Below are 22,371 nucleotides of genomic sequence, written 5' to 3' on the forward strand. Positions count from 1 at the left end.
TAACTATCCAGGTGGGTTCGAAATGATGGTTACCCCAAAGGCGAATTGATTGTTTTCTGGGCATTCAAGCGTCTGGAACGCTTGCATAGCGCCCAGCCCCAGCAAGAATGCGTAGGGGTAGACTTTGCAGGACCACCAAGTCGTAGATGGCTTGAGCGGCCCAGAAAACAATCAGTTTGCCGACCTATTTGAGCATGGCTGAATAGTTACATAAGTTGTATGTACGATAAATTTATTTTATGAAAAAAGAGGTTTAATTTATGGGCATTTCTAAAAATGCACTTTTTCCGCGATAGCGGCTTACAGGTTTTCGCTCCTGCAAAACCTGTATTCGGTCCATCCATGCACATTAGCTCCGTCCTCGAGTCCTCACAAATTGGAGGATCAATTTGCACAGCTTGCTGCCCGAAGGGTGAAGCGCAAGGATGCGCTGAATGATTTACACCACGTAAACTGCCGCTCTCCGGGCGGTGCTTCCTTACTCTCACACAAAAATTACTATTTTTAGAGGTGCCCTTATGAATACATTTAAAAAGCAATGGACAATTAAATTACTTGCTGGGCTAGCATTGATATCATTTTTTTCTGGCTGTGCGACGACAAAAGTCGATACCGTTGCCGAAAAACGACAAGTGGTTTTAAAAATGCGCAACGAAACACTCGCGCGTTTATATAAAGAAAAGCCCAATACCAAAGCTCAAATAGCATCTTCACCGGGTTATGCTGTTTTTAGCAATGCCAATGTGAACGTCATTCTTGCTAGTTTTGGCGGGGGGTATGGCGTAGTCGATAATCAAGGTAAGAAGACCTACATGAAAATGGGTGAGGTTGGAATAGGAATTGGCGCAGGAGTGAAAGATTTTCGCATTGTCATGGTATTTGATACCCAAAAAGCATTGGACAATTTTGTTGCCCACGGTTGGGTGTTTGGTGCGCAAACCGATGCTGCAGCAAAGGCGTCTGATAAAGGTGCCGCGCTAGGGGCAGAAGCCGTAGCCAATGGTATTACTGTTTATCAGTTAACGGAAACTGGTTTGGCATTGCAGGCAACGATTAAAGGCACCAAATTTTGGCGAGATGACGAGCTTAACTGAGTTTAAATAAACGGTACCTCTAAAAATGCGTTAATGGCCTGCTAAATAGTCTCAGGTTATATGCTTGACAGGCGTATCGGCTATGGCGCCCTTCAAATTCGGATTACATACCGGCTGGTTACCTTAGGCTAAAAATGTTGGTGAAAACTGTGAAAATTAGAATACGCTTCGCAGCCTGTATGTTCGTGTGCGTTAAGCTTTTGGTTTGCTCTGCATGTGTGTTTGCTCAGGAGGGGGATTCAAAACGAGAATTTCGGGCTTGGGCTGTCGGTGGCGGTTTTGCGACGGTCAACTTTGATACGAAAATGAAAATTGAACCTTACGACTCAGACTTACCCATTTTTATTGATCTTGAGGGTAACTTGGATCTCCCTTCGACCAACGCTATTCAAACGATTTTTGCCGAGTATACGCTTAGTCCTCGGCATCAATTTAGTGCTTCTTACTTTGGCGCTCGTCGCGATAGTGATATTCAACTAGCAAATTTTAAATTACCGGATGCCGTATATCTGCGAGCCTATATCCAGACGAAGGATCGAACCCGATTTGTCAATTTGCACTACAAATTTACGGCGTTTAACAATGGCTATAACAAAATATCAGCTTTTGCTGGGATTTTTCTACTCGATATAGATTTGAGCCTTGATGCCATTGGTACGCTAGAAGGTGGCTCGAGTGAGCTGCTAGAAAAAAGGTCGGAAGTCGCAAAAGCGACGGCTCCATTACCGCTAATTGGCTTTCAGATTGAATCTAAATTGACCGAGAAATGGTCTATATCGACTATGTTTTCGGCGATAACTGGGTCCTATGACGGTGATAACGCTACGATATCGCAAACTCGGATTAATACGACTTACGACATCAATCCGCGCTGGGTCGGTATGGGTGGCGTAACTTATTTTGATGCTCACGTAAAAATATTCTCAAAGTCCGAATCGCAAAAAATCGAGTATGGTTATAAAGGGTTGTATTTTGGTCTTGGGTATCGATTTTAAAACGTACTAACACCCACTTTGATTTAGAATAAGCGTTAGATTTTTTTTCAAATTAAACTGTTTTCAAATTAAACTGTTTTCAAATTAAACTGTTTTCAAATTAAACTGATAAGCATCTTTCTCTCAATTTTTTATAACGGAAGTGACTCGTATGACGCAACGAAGTTTGTTGGTTCGAATACTCACTACAGTCTCTTTGGCTGGCGCTGCTTTCCCTGCGCTCGCGGATACACAGATTACTCATATCCCATTTACTCAAGCGCCACCGGGTTCTGTTGGACTGGGCGCAGGTCGGCGTTTCGGCGAGAGCCCTTATAAGTATGTTGATACGGTCTCTAGTATAGAAAATGAAAAAGTCTCTGATCTTGTACCGCTGTATTTGTACGAGGGCAATTACCTATTCAGCCGTGGAACACAATTTGGGGTTCATTTACTGAAAGCGCCGTTTTCGATAGATTTAATTTCTCAGTATCGATTTGATCGATTAGAAACTGAAAGTAGCCCCTTCTACGAAGGTATAAATGAGCGCAGACAAACTTTCGAGAGTGGGCTGGCGGTTTCATTTTCACCGCTAGATGATGGAGAGTTGGGTTTGAGTTGGGTGTATGACACGCTCGACCGCCATCAAGGACAAGAAGCGAGCCTTAATTACAAACATCGCTTTAGTTTAGGGCGATGGAATATCTCGCCTTTTGCTGCAGCGATATACCAGAATGAGAATTTCATCGACTATTACTACGGTGTAGATGAGAGCGAGGCGCGTGAGGATATACCTGTTTATTCTGGTACCGATGCCTTTATTTATCGCGCGGGCCTTAATGCAGATATTCAAGTGTTCAATAATTGGACCATTTTTCTCAATGGCAGCATTGAGGCGTTAGATGACGTTATTTACCAGAGTCCACTTGTGGATAAAGATTCGTTGCTAAAACTATACCTTGGTTTTACGTATAACTTTGGCAGCACCTTGAACCCTCAAATACATGAAACTAAAAAAGACTCCGCCAATCTTTGGTCATGGCGCTTACATTCAGGTTACACCGCTGAAGAAACGTTTCATAAAGTGCATCGGGCACATATTCAAGGTTCGGAGGACGTTGATACCTATCTTGCAGGGGTGACTTTGGGAAGATTACTTAAGGCTGGAGAGCGTGCCGAGTTTTGGTTGAAAGGCTCGGTCAATCGACGACTTGAAAATGGCCTGCAAGACAACTTTAACGAATATAATTTGTACGTTATGTCGATGGGGCATGGTTACAAAGGTTGGGATGGCGCTGAGTTGTTCCGTTATGGTTTTGGATTTGGATTCTCCTATGCGGATAAAATCCCAATAATTGAACAAGTGAAGCAAGCCAAGCGTGACGGTAATACTTCGCATTTCCTTAATTATTTGGAAGCGCAATTTGACGTACCACTAAGGCTATTTAGTGAGTCTAAAAGTGTAAGTGATTGTTATGTTGGCGTTTCTATTATACATCGCTCGGGTATTTTTGCGTCGAGCGATATCTTGGGTAACGTATCTGGTGGGTCGGATGTATTAGCGGGGCATATTGAATGCAAAAGATAAAATTCTATTTTTTTGTGCTATTGGTACTTGCTGTAAGCGGTTGTGCAGGCTTACAAAAAGGGCAGGCTACTGTTAGTCAGTCGCCAAAAATTAAAAATGCACTTGAACCCTATAAAAGTATCGACGAATTAAAACCCTATTTTGATGAGGCTGTAGCGGTCGCGATTATTCCAAAGGTGTTGAGGGCTGGCACGGGTTTTGGTGGTGCATTTGGCACGGGTTGGCTGCTAGAAAATGATGATGTGCTTGCTCGTTTTATTCATTGGCAATTTATGGCAGGGCTGGATGTTGGGGGGCAGCTTTACAGTCAAATTATATTTTTCAAAACGCAGGCCGCGCTGGCCAAGTTCCAACAGCAAGATTTCCAGTTCGGCGGGCAAGCGAATGCTACGGCTGTTGTGTGGGGTAAAAGTTGGACGCCAGCCTACAATGCAGATGTCGCTATCTTTACCATTATTGCCGGCGGGCTATTAATTGAAGGCAGTGTCGGCATGCACAGTTACCACATGTTAAAGCCCTAATATATTTTGGGGCTGGCGCTGATGTTTTTTGGCGACCGAGCAGTTTGGGTGCAGATTAATCAGTTGATAAAATTGAAGAGATATAACTGGCCTAAAAAGCTTAAAGGCGCCCAGTATGAATCCGTTAAACGAGGAACTATGAAAATAATATTCGCGATTTTAATTGTTACTACTTTCGCTGTTCGTAGCATTGCCGCCGAGGAGCCGCCTGCGGTAACGCCTGCCGCGGAAAATCCTAGAATTACCGAGATTGACATCAAGAAATACATTAATCAACCGACTAATTCAAACTGGGAAAGCCTTCGTGTCGACAAAGCGATTTACGAAAAGCCATTTAAGGTGTCGTTATTTAAACCTCAAAACGGCGAGGATAGGGCTCGCTTGGGTTCTATGACGTGGTCTGTTGCTGCTTATGGTTTTGGTGTTGCTGGCGTTTTATCGGTTTTGCCAGAGGACTATACGGGGTGGACTAAAGATGACGTAAAATTGAAGGATAAATGGTGGGAAAATGTTAGTGAGGTAGCTGTTTGGGATAGGGATATTTGGTATATCAACCTAATTGGCCACCCATACTCTGGAGGACTGTATTACCAAACGGCGCGAAAGTCGGGTTACCGGCAGTGGGATTCGTTCATGTACTCTTTCCTGATGTCTACATTCTATTGGGAATATGGTTTAGAGGCATTTGCCGAAATTCCTTCCATACAAGACCTTGTGGTGACGCCTGTATTAGGCTGGGCGTATGGCGAGTGGGCGTTTAATAAGGAACAAGAAATTCGCAAGCGCAGTGGCTTGGTGTGGGGGTCTCGATTCTGGGGGAATATAAGCCTATTCCTTTTAGATCCTGTAGATGCTATCGGTGTTGGTATAAACAACCTTTTTAATCGACAACTTATCGCGGCTGGCACAGGGTATGTATCCTATGGTGATGTAGATGTGGGTAACGGTGAGCTTGATAAGCAGCTCAGGTTTAATGCCCGCTATACCATAGGGCGTCCCGAATCTAAATATTACAGCAGGTATAACGATGCTACGGGTGACCCTATTGATACCGGCATTATCGGCTTAACTCTTGGTGTAGGCCATATTGCGCTGGATGAAAAATGGGGGTACAAAGATGTGGCTTATCCCGAGGTGAGTTTGGGACTCTATTTCTCGAAACAATATTCTTTGCGCTTAAAATATGGTCGTGCGAATGAATTGGAGTATGTTAGCACTACGGATACTGTTTTCTACGAAAACTATAGTCTTGATAATCAATTTTATTTTAATGCCCAGTCCAGTACCCGCCCTTATGTTAGCGTGGGCGTTGGCGAGCATATATTCGCAAAAGACCGCGATGAAAAATATCTATTATGGAATGTGGGGGCGGGTTTGCATCATAAAATATCTTCTAATTGGGCAGCTCAACTGGATTGGCAGCACTATTATGGCGATCAACTTTATACTCATGAGCAGACAATTAGCGCTAGGGCCGTTTACCGCTTTGGTCGTGGCGAAAATTAGCGCGGTGTTGCTTTATGTTGGTAAAGATATAGTAACTATGCCGCCATAAAAAATCTTGCTTACTCAGAGGGCTGATTGATTGTTTTCTAGGTATGCACGCGCTGGGATCGCGTGCATAGTGCCCAGCCCCAGCAAGGACGTGTGGAAGTAGGCTTTGCACCGCATAAGGAATGCAAGATTAGACTTTGCTGGGCACAAAGTTGAGAAGCACAAAGACGAGGAGCACAAAGTCGAAGATGGCTTGAGCGGCCTAGAAAACAATCAATTAGCACTCAATTTCACAGATGGCTGAATAGTTACAAAATACACTTTAATTAGAGGTTGGAACAATGGGTTATGGAAATGTGGCAATCAAATTGCTAACTATTTATTTGTTCACATCATTTTTGGCTGATGCTGCATTCGCTCTAAATGTAAATTTCTTGAAGGACTCAATATTGGCCGAGTTTAGTGAAGAAGAAGCGGTTGAGTTTAAGCAGTTCGTGGCTAATACCTTGGATGACGTTAAGGATCTTAAACCTGTCGTTTGGAAATCCTCTACATCTGATATGGCTGGCAAGCTATTGATTATGTCGACGTACTCCTCAGAAGGGGTTAGCTGTCGGCGCTCTCGTTTCATTATCAAGAATGCCCAAAAGAAGGAGCCGTTTCAATTTGAAATTTGTAAACGAGAGGGTCGTTGGGCCATCGAGGCAACACCGATACAGAGTTTTACTGATGAAGATTGGAAAATTTTTGAAAAATCTATAGAGGTATCTCTTAATAATGGTGTAAACGGAGAAGAGTTAAGTTGGTCCAATCCTAAGACGGGTAATTAATCATTAGGTAAACCCCCAGCTCTGCTGGGGTGACTCCCATAGGTTCTACCTATACCGCGGTACAGGTAGTCTCTGATCTCGACCAAAAGATAAGAGATAAACCTATGCGAGACCCGAAGAGTTTGGCCCATACGAGATGGGATTGTAAGTACCATGTTGTGTTTATTCCGAAGAAGAGGCGCAAGCTGTTATTTGGATCGTTACGACACCACTTGGGAGATATTTTTCATGAATTGGCGCGCCAGAAGGGTGTGGTTATCGAGGAGGGCCATGTGATGCCTGACCATGTCCACATGTGCTTGAGTATTCCGCCGAAAATGTCAGTATCAAGTGCCGTTGGTTTTATAAAAGGAAAAAGCGCAATTTCGATAGCGAGACGCTTTAAGGGTAAGCAGCGTAACTTTAATGGAGAGGCATTTTGGGCTAGAGGCTATTATGTGTCGACGGTAGGTCTTGATGAAATGATGGCGCGGGAATACATAAGAAACCAAGAGAAAAATGATATCCATCGGGATCAGTTGAATCTCGAGGTATAGCGCCTTGGGCGCTTAATTTGAGCCCTTCGAGGGCGTCATCCAATAAGCCTCCGGCTTTGCCGGAGGTCAGTTAACTCTGGCTCCCATACTCCTTTAACAAAAGTCGAAAACGATGAGGGAGTATGCCGGCGCATCTCCATAACCATAGTGAATAAACTTGAGCAGTCGCTTGATGGGACTTACACCCTTTGTAAGCCCCTTGGCGAAGGCTGGAAAAGGGTAGTCAAAGACTAGTGGCAGACCCCTTTACTAACTGCGGTTTATAAATTGGCCTTACTCCCAAAGCGCCTGTTCGAGTAATGAGAAATAGCTATCAGCGTAAACGAGAGCTTTAATTTTTGCCTGTCTTGTCAAGTGCAGTGGCTGCCTCTGGGTGGCTATGCTGCAAAGTGCATCACGTTTTCGTAAAGTGGCACGTGCCGAGTCGTGTTGTAGGACGAATTAGATTCACAATATGCGAGGCTAACCTCTACTTCATTCGCCTTATGACTGAGGCGCTATAACAATAATCAGAGGTTAATATGGCAATCGTTCAGGCCTTTCAACGCTGCAGTTCAGTTCTGCCCATTTCATGTTTTGGAGTAAAAACATCTCTTCAACGTTTGTTGGCTTTTACATTGGCTTGCGCTCTTCTTTCTGGTTGTAGTGGCGGTGTAGATGTGGGTGTAGGTATAGGTGTAGGGCAATCTAGTGCTGGTGAATCGTCCAGTTTCGCGGTTGTTAGTTCTAGCAGCATGCCAGTGTTTAGCTCCTCCAGTGCCTCGAATAGTAGCGCCGCAACTGTTGCGCTTAAGCCACTTTTTGGCCCCGATACCGTGTTAGAAGCCCCTGTGAAATTTGATCGCGGTGATGCGTTAGTTACTCGCTTTGCCGACCGTGGTCGCGACCGCCACGCGAAGGAGAATCAATTTCAAGCTTATGATCATTTTTTAACTTTTTATTGGGAGCATCGCACGGCTGCTATTGAAATTATTGATGAGGTGGCAAAAGGCGGCGATACCATTCGCATGAACGTTCTCACCCAGTGGCGATTAGATGATACCGAAGCCGAGAACCGATGGTTTTACCGCGGCCTAAATACGGTAGCCGAGTATTACGATAACGGCACCATGGTACGGGTTGATGATTTTAATTATTACAAAGAGCGCACCTGGAATAATCGCGAGAATAGGCCGTTACATATTGGCGATAAAATTGAATTCGAGATGAGTCAGTTTTTAACCGATAACTTACCGCGCGGGCGCGCTAACTACTATGGAACCACTTACCTATACATTGTGGGTGAAGGGCTGGTGCCTTGGGATATTGACGGTGATACGTTCGTACAAGGCGGTGGTTTTCATCAGAAGGATTCAGTAAAAATCCCAGAGCAAGCTTGGTTGGGTGGTGAGACGACCTTGCCTTATATGCATTCTGGCGAACCGGATAACCATTTTATGCAAATGGCAACTAACCTCGGTTTTGATAATGGCCAAAAATTTGTGTTGGGGCGGCATGTGCATCACTCCTCGTTTGTGGATGGCAGCCATGATGAAAACGCTGAAAATGGCATTTTTGATGATGTTGTGGGTCTGGCTGGTGGCAATGCAGTGAACGACCGCTGTACTGGATGCCACAAGCGCAATGGCCGTGCGCTGCCCGAGGCTATTGGTGTACCTTTAGATAAGTGGGTGTTTAAAGTTGGCGATGCTAACGGTGAGCCAGATCCACGCATCGGCGCGGTGTTGCAGCCTAGTTTAATGGGCGCCCCTAGCGGCGAAGGGCAAGTTTCTATTGCGGCCTGGCATGATGTTAATGGTTTGCGTGCACCGCAATACGCTTTTAGCGAGGTCGAGCCCGCGCAGTTTTCAGCCCGCATAGCGCCACAATTGGTGGGCATGGGTTTATTAGAAGCTATTGCCGAGAGCGATATTTTAGCGTGGGAAGATATTAACGACAGCGACAATGATGGTATCTCAGGTAAGGCGCGTATTGTGGCAGACCCAGTAACAGGGGAGTCGCGCTTGGGGCGTTTTGGTTGGAAGGCAGGTGCTAGCAGTATTACGCACCAAGTCGCTGGCGCATTAAATACTGATATGGGGGTTAAAACGAGTGTTCTGCCAAACTTGGATTGTGGCTCTGGCCAAGCGCCTTGTCCGCAAAGCGACAACCCATTAAGCGATGAGCATCTTCAAGACTTAGTAAAATACATTGCACTGTTGGGTGTGCGGCCGCAGCGCGATGTGTTGAATGCTGATGTTGTGGCGGGTAAACAATGGTTTATGGATGCCGGCTGTGAGAAGTGCCACCGTGCCAGTTATACAACCAGCCAATACCACCCATTTGCCGAGCTACAAGGGCAAAATATTCAGCCTTATACCGATATGCTAGTTCACGATATGGGTGAAGGTTTGGCAGATAACCTCGCAGAAGGAAATGCAACAGGGGCCGAGTGGCGAACAACGCCGTTATGGGGCTTGGGTTTATCGGCATGTGTTGCCGGCGGGGTAGCGAACCCAACAGGCCATCAAGGCGATGAAGTTTGCACACCTGCGCACAGCTATTTGCATGACGGTCGCGCGCGCTCTATTGAAGAGGCCATTTTGTGGCATGGCGGTGAAGGGGAGGCCTCAAAAAATCACTACCAACAGTTAACGCCTGCGCAACAGCAACAAATGTTGCGTTTCCTCGAATCCCTTTAAGAATGATTTAAAAAATACACTGTCGAGCCCATTTACAAATGGGCCTTCTGGTTTAAGGCAGCTATTTAGCTGCCTTTTTTATGGTCAGTAAAACAGTGCGTAACGGTAAGGCTTACGGGCGATGAGTAGAATATTCAACGTGCTTGCAAGCTGTTGGTGGAAAACTTGCTGTTGCTTGTGTACTGCTGTGGAAGAGACCTACTTGGCAAAACGTAAAGGTCTGCACTTCTAATGGCCTGATGAGTATTTATAGAATAATAGATACAGTTTGCTCAAGCGTGCAGCGCGGAGTATTAACTGCCTAGCTTATGTAATGTTGAGGAACCCCTATGAAATTGTTGCAATGTATCGCGGCAGGCATATTCGCTATGCCGGCGTTGGCTTTAGCCATTGATTTTGATTTAACCGATACTTCGGGTTTATACGATATGCATCGTGAATACTCGGCAGGGGGGATTAACCTCAGTGTTACTGGTTATACGGGTGGTTACTATGATGATCGCATGGGGCGGGAATTTGGCTCGGATATTCACCGTTCGGCGGTTGGTGCCTTTGGGCGTTTCGGCTTAGGAGTAGAGCGAGCCAACTCGCCTAACCATGCGGCAGATAACAGCTGGCCAAACTTCGACATGATGCTGCTAACGTTTGATCAAGCGGTCTCACTGGATTTTGCTTCGATAGGTTGGCACCGTAACGATAGTGACATGACTATTTTGGCTTATACCGGTACGGGCTCTGCAACGGATACTTTCGCTGGGAATAAATGGGACCAAGCGCTTGCTAATGACTGGGATGGCGGCCACTTTTTAGATGTGGCAAGTCAAGGCAATACGGCAACTGCCAACCCTAAAGGGTTAGCTTCAACAAGCTGGTTAGTAGGTACACAATTGTGGTCTTTAGATAATGTCGATGTGCTAAGCGATAATCCAAATCGCAGTTACGGTACTGACTATATTAAGCTAAGTGGTATAAGTGTATCGGCTGCGCATTCGGTGCCAGAAATTGATGCAAGCCAATCGGGCTTGGCATTGGGGCTGCTAATGGGGCTAATCGCGTGCATTCGTGAGCGCCGCAGAAAAATACTTTAGCATTACCGGTTGTAATCAAATACTGTAAAAAAGGCCTCATACAGAGGCCTTTTTTATGCGCGCTATTTTTTCCAACCGCTGACTTTATCGACCGAAATACTGGACTTAATAAAAACTTTATTGCTGCCAAGCGCTTGCTCGGGGTTAGTTAAAAAGTTCGGTACTATATCGGTGTTGTTTTCCCCTTCGCTGGCGTACAGGCCAACCCAGGCGTTACGCTGGCTGTTTTTAGCGGCATACAGGCAAGTATCGGCAATATCTAATACTTGCTCCCACGTATGTGCGCTGGGGTTGCTAGGTAGGAAGGGGTAGCTTGCAAAGCCTATAGAGCAGGTGTTTTTAATACTGAGTTCATCGTCGATATCAAAGGTATGTTGCTCGATAGCGCTGCGAATTTTTTCGGCTGTAGCGGCGGCTTTGCTGCGTGAGGAAAAGCGCGTAATAATCAAAAACTCTTCGCCGCCCCAGCGGATGCAATAATCGGTTTCGCGAAATAGTGCCATCAAAATATTGCCCATGCGCTGCAATATTTTATCGCCGGCAACGTGGCCGTAAGTGTCGTTAATGGCTTTGAAGTGGTCAATGTCGACAATAAAAAAGGTGTAATCTTCGTTATCGGGTATAGAGGTTTTTGTGCGGGCCCCTATTTGGTAATGTTCCAGTAAGTTTTTAACATCAATTTCAATATGGTTATACAGATAGTGGCGATTACGCAGGCCGGTCAGTTGGTCGGTTGAGCTAATATGTTCTAGTTTGTTGCAGTTTTTCTCTAGCAGATCCACAAGGTTTGATTTAGACAGCGCCGATACCACGTGTGCACGAAAGCGCTCAAGCGTAGTTGCCTTTGAGGTGGTAAATGTATCCTCAGAGGCGTTACTGGCAAGTACTAAAATACCCACAATTTTGTCATCCAAAATCATGGTCATAACGAGGGCGCTTTTTGCCTCTAGAATATCGAGCGTTGTTGGCGCAATTAGCTCTATGTCGTTGCGGGTAAAATAATAAATGTGCGGTGCAATGTTCTTCCCATTTTGGGTGTAGCGCTCTTGTATTGCCGCTGGCGATAACAGTTCGCTACGTTGTGAATTGGATGGTGATTCTTCACTGGACTCGCTTAAACTTTTTGGCGATAGCAGTTTGAAGAGGTCTTGCTCGCTTTCGTAATTCCAATAGGAGGCCCTATCTGCGGTGGGGAATAACGTCATGGCCTCTTTTAATATAACGTTAAGCAAGCGGTCAAAGCGAAGCTCTTGGTGAATGGTCGAGACGATTGTATCTAGCGTTTGTAATTCGCGGTTAGCCAGAGTTACTTCTTGCGTGCGCTGCTTTACTTTGCCTTCGAGGTTGCGGTTAATGTCGAGTAATTCTAAATGTGTACGCACGCGCGAGGTTAGCTCGCCAATAGAAATGGGTTTGGTTAAAAAGTCGTTGGCGCCAAGCTGGAAGCCATCGGCTAAGTCGGTGATTAAATTCTTGGCGGTTAAGAATATAATCGGTAGCTCTTGAATAGAGTAGTAAACGCGAATGCGCGAGCAGACTTCATAGCCGCTCATTTCGGGCATCATAATATCGAGTAGCACCAAGTCGAAGGGGCCCCTCTTTTCGATATATTCTAAGGCGTCTGCTCCGTTAGAGGCGGTTTCTAGGCTGTAGTTTTTCAGTGAAAGCTGGTTTACCAACACTTTGCGGTTAATGGCATCGTCATCGACAATCAATATCTTGAAGCGGGCGTTATCACTGGTATTTTCTTCGTTAATAAGCGTGCCTTGGGATGCGGTGTTATTATTATTTTGGTTAATCGCCGCGGGTTCTACCAGTGGTGTTGCATCTGCGTCTTGCTCAAAAGATAAGCACTTGGCAATTTCGTGTACGCCGCCACTTTGTTGGGGCAGGCTATCGTCGGCATATTTATCGGTAATAGGTAGGCTAAAGCTAAACGTAGAGCCTTCGTTTTCTTTCGAGGTTACACGAATTTCGCCACCTAAAAGCTCAACAATTTGGCGCGTTACGGTAAGCCCTAAACCTGTTCCTCCGTGGCTGCGGTTTTCGTGTTGTTCAACTTGTTCAAAGGCGACAAATATTTTTTCAAGCATATTTTCTGGAATGCCAATGCCTGTATCTTTTACGTGAATCCAAACTTTGTCTTCTTCTAAGCTAGAAGAGACCTCGATTGTTCCTGCTTGAGTAAATTTAATGGCGTTGCCAATTAAGTTGTAAAACACTTGCTGTAGGCGATTATCATCAGCTAAAGCTGCCGGCATTTTTTTGTCTATGTTGTTTTTTAAGGTAACAGGCTTGGCCTTGGTTGAAGGCTTGCAAAGCGTTAAGACAATATCGGCAACTGCGCGCACATTAATCGGTTTGGGGTGGATGGTAATATTATTATTTTTGAGCTTGGAAAAATCTAAAATATCATTAACCAAGTGCGCTAAGCGCCGCCCGCTAATGGATATCATATTTAAATTAGATTTTAATTCATCATTAATAGGGCCTGCAGCGCCTCCCATCAGTGTTTCGGCTAAACCGATAATGCCATTAATGGGGGTGCGCAATTCGTGTGATGTATTCGCGAGGAAGTCGTCTTTTAAGCTATCTAGGTGCTCTAGACGCTGAACCACTGCTTGTTCCATGGCGATTTTTTCTTCGGCGCGTTGCAGTTTACGTTGTTGCGCGCGCACGAATAATGCAAGTGCACCTATCACGGCCAATGCGTAGAGTGCATAGGCCCACCAAGTTTTCCACGGTGGCGGTAAAATTGTAATGCTTATTGCATCGCCGGTTTTGTTCCAAACGCCTTCGTTATTGGAGCCGCGCACGCGAAAGGTGTAATCGCCTGCGTCTAGGTTGGTGTAAGTGGTAGTGCGACGATCGCCGGCTTGGACCCAATCTTTATCAAAGCCTTCTAGTTGGTAGGCGTATCTATTTTTTTGCGGCATGGTGTAATTAAGTGCAGCAAAATCAAAGGAAAATACAGATTGTTGATGGTTGAGTGTAATGGCTTGCGTTTGAGTGATAGCACGCTTTAGTGGTGAGCCTTCTTGAGCAATAGCTACCGGCTGGTTAAAGATGTCAAAGCCGGTTATTTCCACTGGTGGTGCAACGGTGTTTTGGGCAATATTTTGGGGGTTAAATAGTGTTAAGCCCTTAGAGCTACCAAATACTAAATCGCCGCTACGCGTTTTAATGCAAGTGGGGCGTTTGTATAAACTACCGGGTAGGCCGTGTTCTTGCGTATAGGTTTTAAAGCTATTGTCTTTAGGGTTAAAGCGGCTTAAACCGCGGCCGGTACCAAACCAAATAAAGCCGCTATCATCGCTGATGATGCCCCCAACGCGGTCGTCGGGTAGGCCATTTTTAGTGGTGAAATGCTCGAAGGTTTTGCTTTCGCGATTAAAGCGGTTAAGGCCGTTGGCGCCGGTGGCAATCCATAAATGGCCGGTGCTGTCTTCACCAATGGCGCTAATATAGCCTTGGCTTAAGCTATCTAAGTTGTCGGGTTCATGCTCGAAACGTTCAAACCGGCCCGTTCGGCGATTCATGCGGTGTAGTCCTAAATCGCCACCTACCCAAAAGTCGCCGCGGCTATCTTCGAAAATGGCATTCACGCCCAAGCTTAAAATACTGTTTGGATTTTTCGCGTCGTGGGTGTAGTGCTCAAAGTCATCGCTACTCGGTCGGTAGCGGCTAATGCCGTGGCCGCCGCCCAACCAGATGTCACCGTTGTTATCGACAAGTAATGTGCGCACCACGTTATCACGCAAGCTGTTGGGCTTGCTGGGGTTGTGCTTGTACTGTTTGAAATTATTGCTTTCGGCTTGGTAGCGGGCGAAGCCGCCGCCCCAGGTGCCTAGCCAAATGGCTCCGTTTGGGTCCTCCACTACGGCAGTTACTGGGTCGGCTGGCACGGTGGTTGGGTTGTTGGCCTGATGGAGGTAGCGGGTTACTTTGCCGGTTCTTAATGCGATGTGGTTTAGCCCGCCTTCGGTGCCAACCCAAAGGTCGCCATGGCGGTCTTCGGTCACACTTAGAATGTCACTGTTGCTTAGGCTGTTGTCATCAAAGGGGTTGTTTTGGAAATTGCTAAAGGCGCTGGCGTAGCGATCGAGCTGGGAAATGCCTGCGGGGTAATGGCCAAACCATAAGCCGCCTTGGGCATCTTCAAAAATAGAGCGTATTTTGTTGTTAATTGGGCCGCCGCTTTTGCCGGCTTCGCGGGTGTAGCGGTCAAAGCCTTCTTGCTCGCCGCGGTAAATACTCAAACCGCCGCCATCGGTGGCAATCCAAAGGTTTTCGTTGCTGTCTTGGTTGATGCTGCGAATGAGGTTGCCGCTGAGCGATCGTGGGTTGTTGGGATCGTAGCGGTATTGTGTAAAGGTGCCGGTTTGCGCGTTAAGAAGGTTAAGGCCGTCGTCGGTACCAACCCAAATACGGCCCTGGTTATCTTCGAATACGCTATTCACTTTGCCGTTGCTTAAACTTGCAGCATCGTTTGCTATTGCAGGGTAGTGGGTGAATTGCTGAGTGATTGGATTGTACCGGCTTAAGCCTTTTTCTTTGGCACCAAGCCAAACGTTATCGTGGCTATCGACATACACGGTGAGCAATGCATCGCTTGGTACAGTGTTTGTGTTGTTTGCATCGTGCTTAAAGCGTGTAAAAGTGGTGCCGTTATGCGGTAAAAATGCAAGCCCACCGCCGTCTGTTGCTAACCAAAAATTTTGTTTGGAATCTTGTGCGATATTCCACACCCAGTTGTGGTTAAGGCTGCTGGCATCGCTGGCGTTGTGTTCGAATCTTACAAAGTTGTTGTTTTCGGCGTCGTAGCGGTTAAGTCCCCAAAGAGTGGCGACCCATAGTTGGCCGTCGCTGTCGACGAGTAAATCGGTGACGTAATTGTTGCTTAGGCTGTTTTTATCTTCTGCACTGTGGCGATAGAGTTCGAGGTTGTAGCCATCGTAACGGGCGACACCACCGGCACCACCAAACCAAATAAAACCTTGCTGATCTTGCACTGTGGCCCATTGGCCGCCAATCAGGTCGATTTGTGAGTGATCCAAAGCTTTAAAGCGCAAGCGTGCGTGATAACTACTGCTAGTTTGGTTCGCTTGTGTACTGGCATAGGCCGTTAATGCTGTTGATGGTGTTTGCGCAGTGGCAAAGCAAGGTAAGCCAAGTGCCAGAGCAATAAGCCAAGGTTTGCAGCATTGGCTTAGGCTTAAAGGGGGGGGCTGCGTTATGCGGCCTTTAGGCGCAGTTGAAATAATATGCATCACCGGAAAAACAGTCTCATCAGTAAGTGTGCGTAGTCTAGGACAGGCCGCTTGTAGGTCGCGGCTGAGTCTTCATAGAGTATAGTCATTTGTGCGTTAAGCACTTCCTTTCCGCTAATCGGCAAGGCCTTATATCAATTTTTTATATTTATTTTGTGCGCCAAGTGTTTTGAGTATAGAACACGCATTGGTTTTTATTTCTTATATATATATGTCTTCGCTTTTTTAGGTGTTACTGCTTTAAAAGGTGGCGCGCTATTCATTTTTTGTGGCTTAACCTGTCGTTCGGTTATTAAAAATAATTATCAGTTATATCACCCTTCTTTTTTTGGTTATAAAGTACTAAATTCAGTTTTTGTTACTCTCCTATTCTTCGGGTCATTCGTCGCCATTGGCATTGCGCCGCAATCATCATTTGTTTATTGTTTGAGCGTTATCGGGGCTTTATGGCGTCTTTATCGTTATTTTAATAGTTTTTAGGAATTAATTTTATAGCTTTAATGCATTTTTGTATTGGTTATAAAGTATGTGTTTTGGTTTGAGAGAAGTGTGGCTTAGGAGCTTACTTATGGGATTAGCTAGGGTAATTCAGCGTTGTGCCGGTATTTGTGTGTTGGCTGTTGGTGCAGCGCCATTCACGGCGCAGGCGGCTTTAGACTTCAGTAGTTTTACGTGTGATAACCCCGGCGAGCAGCTAGCGACTTTGCCGAACTCTAATGACCGAGTCATGGCATACGCGTACCACAATGGCTATTTAATTAGCCACGATTGGGGTACAGGCGTGATGAAAAATTACGATCTTGAAAACCCTCGCCAGCCCCGCCAAGTGGGCGGCGATCAAACCCCGGGTAATGCCGGCCACCATCATTATATGGGTGTGGGTACCATCATTGGTTTTAACTGGGCTGGCGTTAATCAAACCGATTTAAATGATGTCCCTTATTTTGACCGCGACTCGATAGTCGATGGTACCGATAAGGCTTTTATGGTGGGGGATGCATCACGCGGCCATCATTCCGAGCTTATTTCTTTTTACCCCTACGGTTTTGGTAGTGTGCCGACGGCTTACGAATTTGACCATAAACCAGTAATGACGATTCACGATTTACGCTTGCCAGGTAACCCGAAGGTTGGCGAAATTCATGTGCAAGACGATTTAGGTTTTCAGGGCCGCGTCAATATGGTGGGTAACCTATTGATTATCCGTGGCGATAACCTTACGGGTTCTGGTGTGGGGGTTTACGATATTAGCGACCCTGCCAACCCTGTGCTTTTAGATAAAATTCGCGATCGTAGCTACCCCTTTGGTGGGCAGTGGGCCATTGGCCGCGCCTACGACACTATGCCGATGTATAAGCATTACATTGTGAACGCAATGAATGGTGATACCGGCTTTCAGCGCTCTGTTGATATTATTGATTACTCTGACCCCACCAATTTACGACACGTTTCATCGGCCGATTACAGTGGCCCAAGTTTGCGTTACCCCAATTTTAAAGATGACCACATGTATGTTGGGGAAGCTAAAGTCGATATGCGAACGTTTGAAGAGGTTGAAAGCTTCCCTTGGGCCTATGGTGAATACTTAATGCCTATTGGTAATTTGTTGGTTGCCGCTGGTCAGTACAGAATGAATACGGCTGGGGTTTATTGTAACGAGCGCGAACCGGATACCCGCGCACCCGAGGTTGGCTGGTCTAACCCGCGCCCTAACGCGACCAATTTGCATGTTAAATCGCGCGTTGGTGTGATGATCCATGAAATTCTCGACATTCACACTATCAATGAAGGTAACTTCCAAATTCGCACATCAACCGGTGATGTTGTTCCTGCTGATGTTAGTTGGTGGAGCAATCAAACCATTAACGTGACCCCGCGTGAGCCATTACAGCCTAATGCCACTTACCAATTTTTTATGCGTGCCGATGGTGTTAAAGATGTCGCAGGCAATGGCCTTGCTGAGGACTACAGCTTTTATTTTTCAACGGGTAATCAAATCTCCTCTAACGAAGCGCCAGTAATTAATGCCGTTAATGTGAGTAGTGCTAGCGTTGTTACCGGTGATTCTGTGACTCTTTCTATTGATGCCAGCGACGATGGTGATGCGCTGACTTACGATATTGATTGGGGCGATGATAATGTTGATCGCGGTTTAAGTAACCCAGAGGCTTCGCATACTTATGCGGCATCGGGTATTTATTTTGTTAATGTTGAGGTCTTTGATGCTAACGGCGGAAAATCGACTAAAGTTGTGCGCATTGTTGTCGAGGCGGCCAATGTAACGCGCCACTTGTCGTCATCTACTATTGTGTTTGATAGCAACAACAACCGTGTTTTAAATGTAAACCCCGATAACAATACGATTACGGCCGTTAATGCCAGCACAGGTGAAAAACTTTTTGAAAGTGCTGTGGGTAAAGACCCACGTGGTATTGCGTTAGATGGTGCGGGTAATATTTGGGTAACTAATCACGATGATGGCACTGTCTCTGTTTTAAACAGCAACGGCAGTTTGTTAAAAACAATCGCGTTGCACCCTGGTTCTAAGCCTGTTTCTATTTTAATCGCCCCCAATCAATTAGCTGGTTATGTTTCTGCTCAGGGCAGTGGTGTTATTTATAAGTTAAATGTGGCTAATCAATCTTTGGTGGGCGCGCTTAATGTGGGTGCATACCCTTATGCCATGGCAATGACTGCTGATAGCCAAACATTGTTGGCCACCCGCTTTATTTCCCCCCAGAACGAAGCGCAAGTTTATCGCGTGCGAACATCTGATTTTACCAAAGAGGCGACCATTAAAATTTCAGCCGATACCACTAGCCTAGATACCAGCACTAGTGCACGAGGCGTGGTGAATTATTTAATGGGGATTGCTATAGAGCCAGGCACTAATATCGCATGGATAACCGGTAAAAAAGACAATGTTTTCCGTGGTATGGCACTCGATGGCAACTTTGGTAACTTCCAGAATTCCGTGCGCTCTGTTATCGCTAAAATAGATTTAACCACGAATACCGAAGTGCCTAATTCTAAGTTTGATATAGATAATGCCGAAATTGCCAGTGCTATTGCTTTTAGTCGCGGCGGTGAAATTGCCTATGTGGCTAATCAAGGGAATAATCGGCTTTCGGCTTACGATGTTTCTACTATGCAGGGCATCGATCTTATTAATATGGGGCTTGCGCCTAAAGGTATTACCGTTGCGGATAATGGCGATGTATTTACGCATAATTTTTTATCGCGCAGTGTTAGTCGGTTAACTTTATACACCGGCAGCGGTGGTAGTTTATCGGCGTTTGATGAATTAAGTAATACCGTTACAGTATCTAACGAGCTTTTACCTGAAGTGGTTTTGAAAGGTAAGCGTTTATTCTACGATACCTCTGATACGCGCATTGCGATGGATGGGTACTTAGCTTGCGCGACTTGCCACACCGATGGCGGTAGTGATCACCGCGTATATGATTTTACCGATCGCGGCGAAGGCTTACGCAATACCATTAGCTTGCGTGGACGTGCCGGCACGGGCCATGGCCGCGTGCATTGGTCAGCCAATTTCGATGAAATTCAAGATTTCGAACACGATATTCGCTTTGCCTTTTTGGGCTCAGGTTTAATCGATAATGACGATTTTGCAAATGCTAATACCACCTTGGGTAACCCTAAAGCTGGCTTGTCTGAAGATTTAGATGCGCTAGCGACGTATGTGACGTCTTTAGATAGCTTTGTATTTAGCCCGCACCGTAATGCTGATGGCAGCTTAACTTCGGCTGCGCAGGCGGGGAAAACTATTTTCCAAAACAAAGGCTGTGCCGATTGCCATGGCGGTGAAGCCTTTACTGATAGCGCTAACGGCAACCGTCACGATGTAGGTACAACAACGTTAGATTCCGGTTTGCGTTTGCACGGTGTTTTAAATGGTTTTGATACGCCTACGCTACGAGGTGTTTGGGATACGGCGCCGTATTTACACGATGGCTCTGCTGCGACTTTAGCTGATGTATTAAATAATGCCGCGCACGGTGACAGCGCTAGTTTAAATAGCAGTGAGCGCGATCAATTGGTGGCGTACCTGTTGCAAATTGATGGTGAAGAACCTGCAGCTGCACCCATTGCTAATGCAGTAACGGTGACATCGTTAAACTTTGGTCAAACGGTAACAACAGGCAATATACCGCTCACATTAAATACCACATTAACGGGTATTCAAGAGGTGCAGTGGGTGGTTAATGATATGCCGCTTGCATCGGTTTCTAATGCACCTTATAGCACCACATGGGCGGCACAAAATGTTACCCCAGGTTTGCAGCGAGTCTATGCGCGAGTGGTTTACAACAATGGATTAACAGCGACTTTATCGCCAGAAGTCACGATTAACTACCAGCCATCCGATGTTCCTGCGGAGCCAGTAAAGCCAACAGCGCCGTTAAGCGTAGAGCTGCGAGTCGAAATAGAAAGCTATTCGAATTACCACGATACATCGTCGGGCAATACCGGAGGCTCTAATACGGCTAGCTGTAACGAAGGCTTAGGTACAGATGTAGATATTCATTCTGAAGGCAATATTTGTGCTGTTGGCTGGGTGAATACCGGCGAGTGGCTTGATTACATTATTGATGTGCCGCAAGCAGGCGAATACGAAGTTTCGTTTCGTTACTCAAATGGGAATTCTTCACCCGGAACTGTGGAGGTTCGCACTCAAAGTGGATCAACTGTCGAGACCTCAACAGCATTATCGAATACTGGCGGCTGGGGTAATTACCAAACGTATTCTGAAAATAGTCAGCGTGTCACCTTAGCTAAAGGCATTCAAACTATTCGCATGTATGTCTTGAACGAAGGCTTTAATTTAGATTATTTTGATTTGAAAGCCGAATTTGATGGTGATAGTGCGGGTGATGAAAGCGGTGATAATGAAATCGTGAGTAGTGCTAGCAGCGAAAGCAGTAGCTCTGTTGTTAGCTCTAGTTCGAGCAGTGTTGGCTCTAGTAGTTCTATTGCGCAAAGTAACACTGCGTCCGGCTTTAAAGTGCAGGCAGAGGACTATACGAACGCCTCAGATACTACCCCAGAGAACAAAAGTAACCCCAATAATGCCTGCGTGTATCGCGGCTTCGGTGTTGATGTATCGGGTACAGGTGATAGTGGCGGTGGTTGCCATGTCGGTTGGACGTCAAACGGAGAGTGGCTCGACTATGTAATTGATGTTCAGCAAGCTGGTCAGTACAAGTTGACTTATCGCTATGCCAGTGGCCATACCGGCTCTGTGGGTGCAATTCAGTTTAAAAATGCCGCAGGAACGACTTTAAACAGGCTGCCAGTTGAAGGTAAGGGTGTGTGGGGGCAATTCCACGATTTGACGACGACCGTTAATTTAGAGGCAGGCCAACAAACAATTCGTTTGTATTTAGAAAATGCGGGTTTTGATTTAAATTGGTTTGAGTTTGAGTTCATGGGGGCGGGGCCAATTGTGAGCCTTTATCAGGCTGAGGATTATATCAATGCTTCAGATGCGAACTCTGAAAATAAAGGCACGCCCAATAACGCCTGTGCTTATAAAGGGTTTGGTGTTGATGTAACGGCGACTGGTGATAGCGGCGGTGGTTGCCATGTGGGCTGGAGCTCGAATGGCGAGTGGCTGGATTATGCAATTGATATTCCGCAGTCCGGTGAGTACAGGTTAACTTATCGTTATGCCAGTGGCCATACTGGCTCGGTGGGCGCAGTTCAGTTTAAAAATGCCGCGGGTACGACCTTAAATAGATTACCAGTTGAAGGGCGGGGTGTGTGGGGGCAGTTCCATGATTTGACGACGACTGTTAATTTGGAGGCAGGCCAACAAACAATTCGTTTGTATTTGGAGAACCCTGGCTTTGATTTGAACTGGTTTAAGCTTGAGTATGTGGGTGGTTCTGCCCCCGAAGCCGAACCACCTACAGATAGCAATGTGGGGAATACGTGCGGTGCTGGTGCAAGTGATGTAATTACGATGACAACCGCAACCTTCGCTAAGGTGGTTGAGGGTAGTTGCTTGAAGTATACAGTCAATAATAATACGTTACGGTTTGGGTCTTGGGGCGGCCATGTTATTAACTTTGATGTTATGGGTGGCGAAACCAATGTGACTCATAATATTCAGGGTTGGATAGCGGTGGGGCAGCCGCGAGGAGATGTCTACATTAAAATTAATAGCCTTAGCGTCGATACGTTGTCGGTAATGTTAGAGCAGTGGTAAAAGCAAGCGATAAGCCCTCCGTTAACGAGGGCTTTTTTATTTTTGCCCTACCTACTAAGC

Annotated in this window: 11 protein-coding genes; 10 read left to right on the top strand and 1 reads right to left on the bottom strand. The window is 46.0% G+C overall.

Annotated elements, in window-relative coordinates:
• Positions 1-518: 518 nt before the first annotated feature.
• The 9 genes from MARGE09_RS05450 (at position 519) to xdp1 (ending at position 10,806) form a co-directional block, all read left to right on the top strand.
• Positions 519-1,094, top strand: a complete 576-nt coding sequence (locus tag MARGE09_RS05450) for a lipid-binding SYLF domain-containing protein (RefSeq protein ID WP_236986334.1) — start codon at positions 519-521, stop codon at positions 1,092-1,094.
• 149 nt (positions 1,095-1,243) lie between these two features.
• Positions 1,244-2,089 carry a hypothetical protein gene (locus MARGE09_RS05455; protein WP_236986335.1) on the top strand — a complete coding sequence of 282 codons (846 nt, stop codon included), beginning with the start codon at positions 1,244-1,246 and terminating at the stop codon, positions 2,087-2,089.
• A gap of 151 nt (positions 2,090-2,240) precedes the next feature.
• Positions 2,241-3,656: a MipA/OmpV family protein gene (locus tag MARGE09_RS05460; RefSeq protein WP_236986336.1), complete on the top strand. Its 1,416-nt coding sequence runs from the start codon at positions 2,241-2,243 to the stop codon at positions 3,654-3,656.
• Positions 3,644-4,177: a lipid-binding SYLF domain-containing protein gene (locus tag MARGE09_RS05465; protein ID WP_236986337.1), complete on the top strand. Its 534-nt coding sequence runs from the start codon at positions 3,644-3,646 to the stop codon at positions 4,175-4,177. The genes MARGE09_RS05460 and MARGE09_RS05465 overlap by 13 nt, the downstream gene beginning before the upstream one ends.
• Before the next feature lie 138 nt (positions 4,178-4,315).
• Entirely contained in the window at positions 4,316-5,683 is a 1,368-nt protein-coding gene (locus MARGE09_RS05470; RefSeq protein WP_236986338.1) for a DUF3943 domain-containing protein, read from the top strand.
• 329 nt (positions 5,684-6,012) lie between these two features.
• Positions 6,013-6,501 (top strand): hypothetical protein, encoded by a 489-nt coding sequence (locus tag MARGE09_RS05475; RefSeq protein WP_236986339.1) that lies wholly within the window; start codon positions 6,013-6,015, stop codon positions 6,499-6,501.
• 104 nt (positions 6,502-6,605) lie between these two features.
• Positions 6,606-7,037: an IS200/IS605 family transposase gene (gene tnpA, locus MARGE09_RS05480; RefSeq protein ID WP_236986340.1), complete on the top strand. Its 432-nt coding sequence runs from the start codon at positions 6,606-6,608 to the stop codon at positions 7,035-7,037.
• A 521-nt stretch (positions 7,038-7,558) separates the two neighbouring features.
• A complete protein-coding gene (locus tag MARGE09_RS05485) occupies positions 7,559-9,718 on the top strand; it encodes a di-heme oxidoredictase family protein (RefSeq protein ID WP_236986341.1) in 2,160 nt (719 codons plus the stop codon).
• Between the two features lie 329 nt (positions 9,719-10,047).
• Positions 10,048-10,806: an exosortase-dependent surface protein XDP1 gene (xdp1, locus tag MARGE09_RS05490; protein ID WP_236986342.1), complete on the top strand. Its 759-nt coding sequence runs from the start codon at positions 10,048-10,050 to the stop codon at positions 10,804-10,806.
• Positions 10,807-10,868: 62 nt separating this feature from the next.
• Here the strand turns inward: xdp1 and MARGE09_RS05495 are convergent, their stop codons facing one another.
• Positions 10,869-16,076, bottom strand: coding sequence for a two-component regulator propeller domain-containing protein (locus MARGE09_RS05495; RefSeq protein WP_236986343.1), 5,208 nt, complete (start codon positions 16,074-16,076; stop codon positions 10,869-10,871).
• Between the two features lie 568 nt (positions 16,077-16,644).
• On the opposite strand from MARGE09_RS05495, the gene MARGE09_RS05500 reads away from it, so the two are divergent.
• Entirely contained in the window at positions 16,645-22,311 is a 5,667-nt protein-coding gene (locus tag MARGE09_RS05500) for a carbohydrate-binding protein (protein ID WP_236986344.1), read from the top strand.
• Positions 22,312-22,371: the final 60 nt, after the last annotated feature.

It is taken from the genome of Marinagarivorans cellulosilyticus (assembly GCF_021655555.1).
Taxonomy (GTDB): Bacteria; Pseudomonadota; Gammaproteobacteria; order Pseudomonadales; family Cellvibrionaceae; genus Marinagarivorans; species Marinagarivorans cellulosilyticus.

What these genes read in the sequence shown, in the direction of transcription:
- MARGE09_RS05450 (WP_236986334.1), top strand. Translation starts at nt 519, where the DNA reads ATGAATACATTTAAAAAGCAATGGACAATTAAATTACTTGCTGGGCTA.
- MARGE09_RS05460 (WP_236986336.1), top strand. Translation starts at nt 2,241, where the DNA reads ATGACGCAACGAAGTTTGTTGGTTCGAATACTCACTACAGTCTCTTTG.
- MARGE09_RS05465 (WP_236986337.1), top strand. Translation starts at nt 3,644, where the DNA reads ATGCAAAAGATAAAATTCTATTTTTTTGTGCTATTGGTACTTGCTGTA.
- MARGE09_RS05470 (WP_236986338.1), top strand. Translation starts at nt 4,316, where the DNA reads ATGAAAATAATATTCGCGATTTTAATTGTTACTACTTTCGCTGTTCGT.
- MARGE09_RS05475 (WP_236986339.1), top strand. Translation starts at nt 6,013, where the DNA reads ATGGGTTATGGAAATGTGGCAATCAAATTGCTAACTATTTATTTGTTC.
- tnpA (WP_236986340.1), top strand. Translation starts at nt 6,606, where the DNA reads ATGCGAGACCCGAAGAGTTTGGCCCATACGAGATGGGATTGTAAGTAC.
- MARGE09_RS05485 (WP_236986341.1), top strand. Translation starts at nt 7,559, where the DNA reads ATGGCAATCGTTCAGGCCTTTCAACGCTGCAGTTCAGTTCTGCCCATT.
- xdp1 (WP_236986342.1), top strand. Translation starts at nt 10,048, where the DNA reads ATGAAATTGTTGCAATGTATCGCGGCAGGCATATTCGCTATGCCGGCG.
- MARGE09_RS05495 (WP_236986343.1), bottom strand. Translation starts at nt 16,076, where the DNA reads ATGCATATTATTTCAACTGCGCCTAAAGGCCGCATAACGCAGCCCCCC.
- MARGE09_RS05500 (WP_236986344.1), top strand. Translation starts at nt 16,645, where the DNA reads ATGGGATTAGCTAGGGTAATTCAGCGTTGTGCCGGTATTTGTGTGTTG.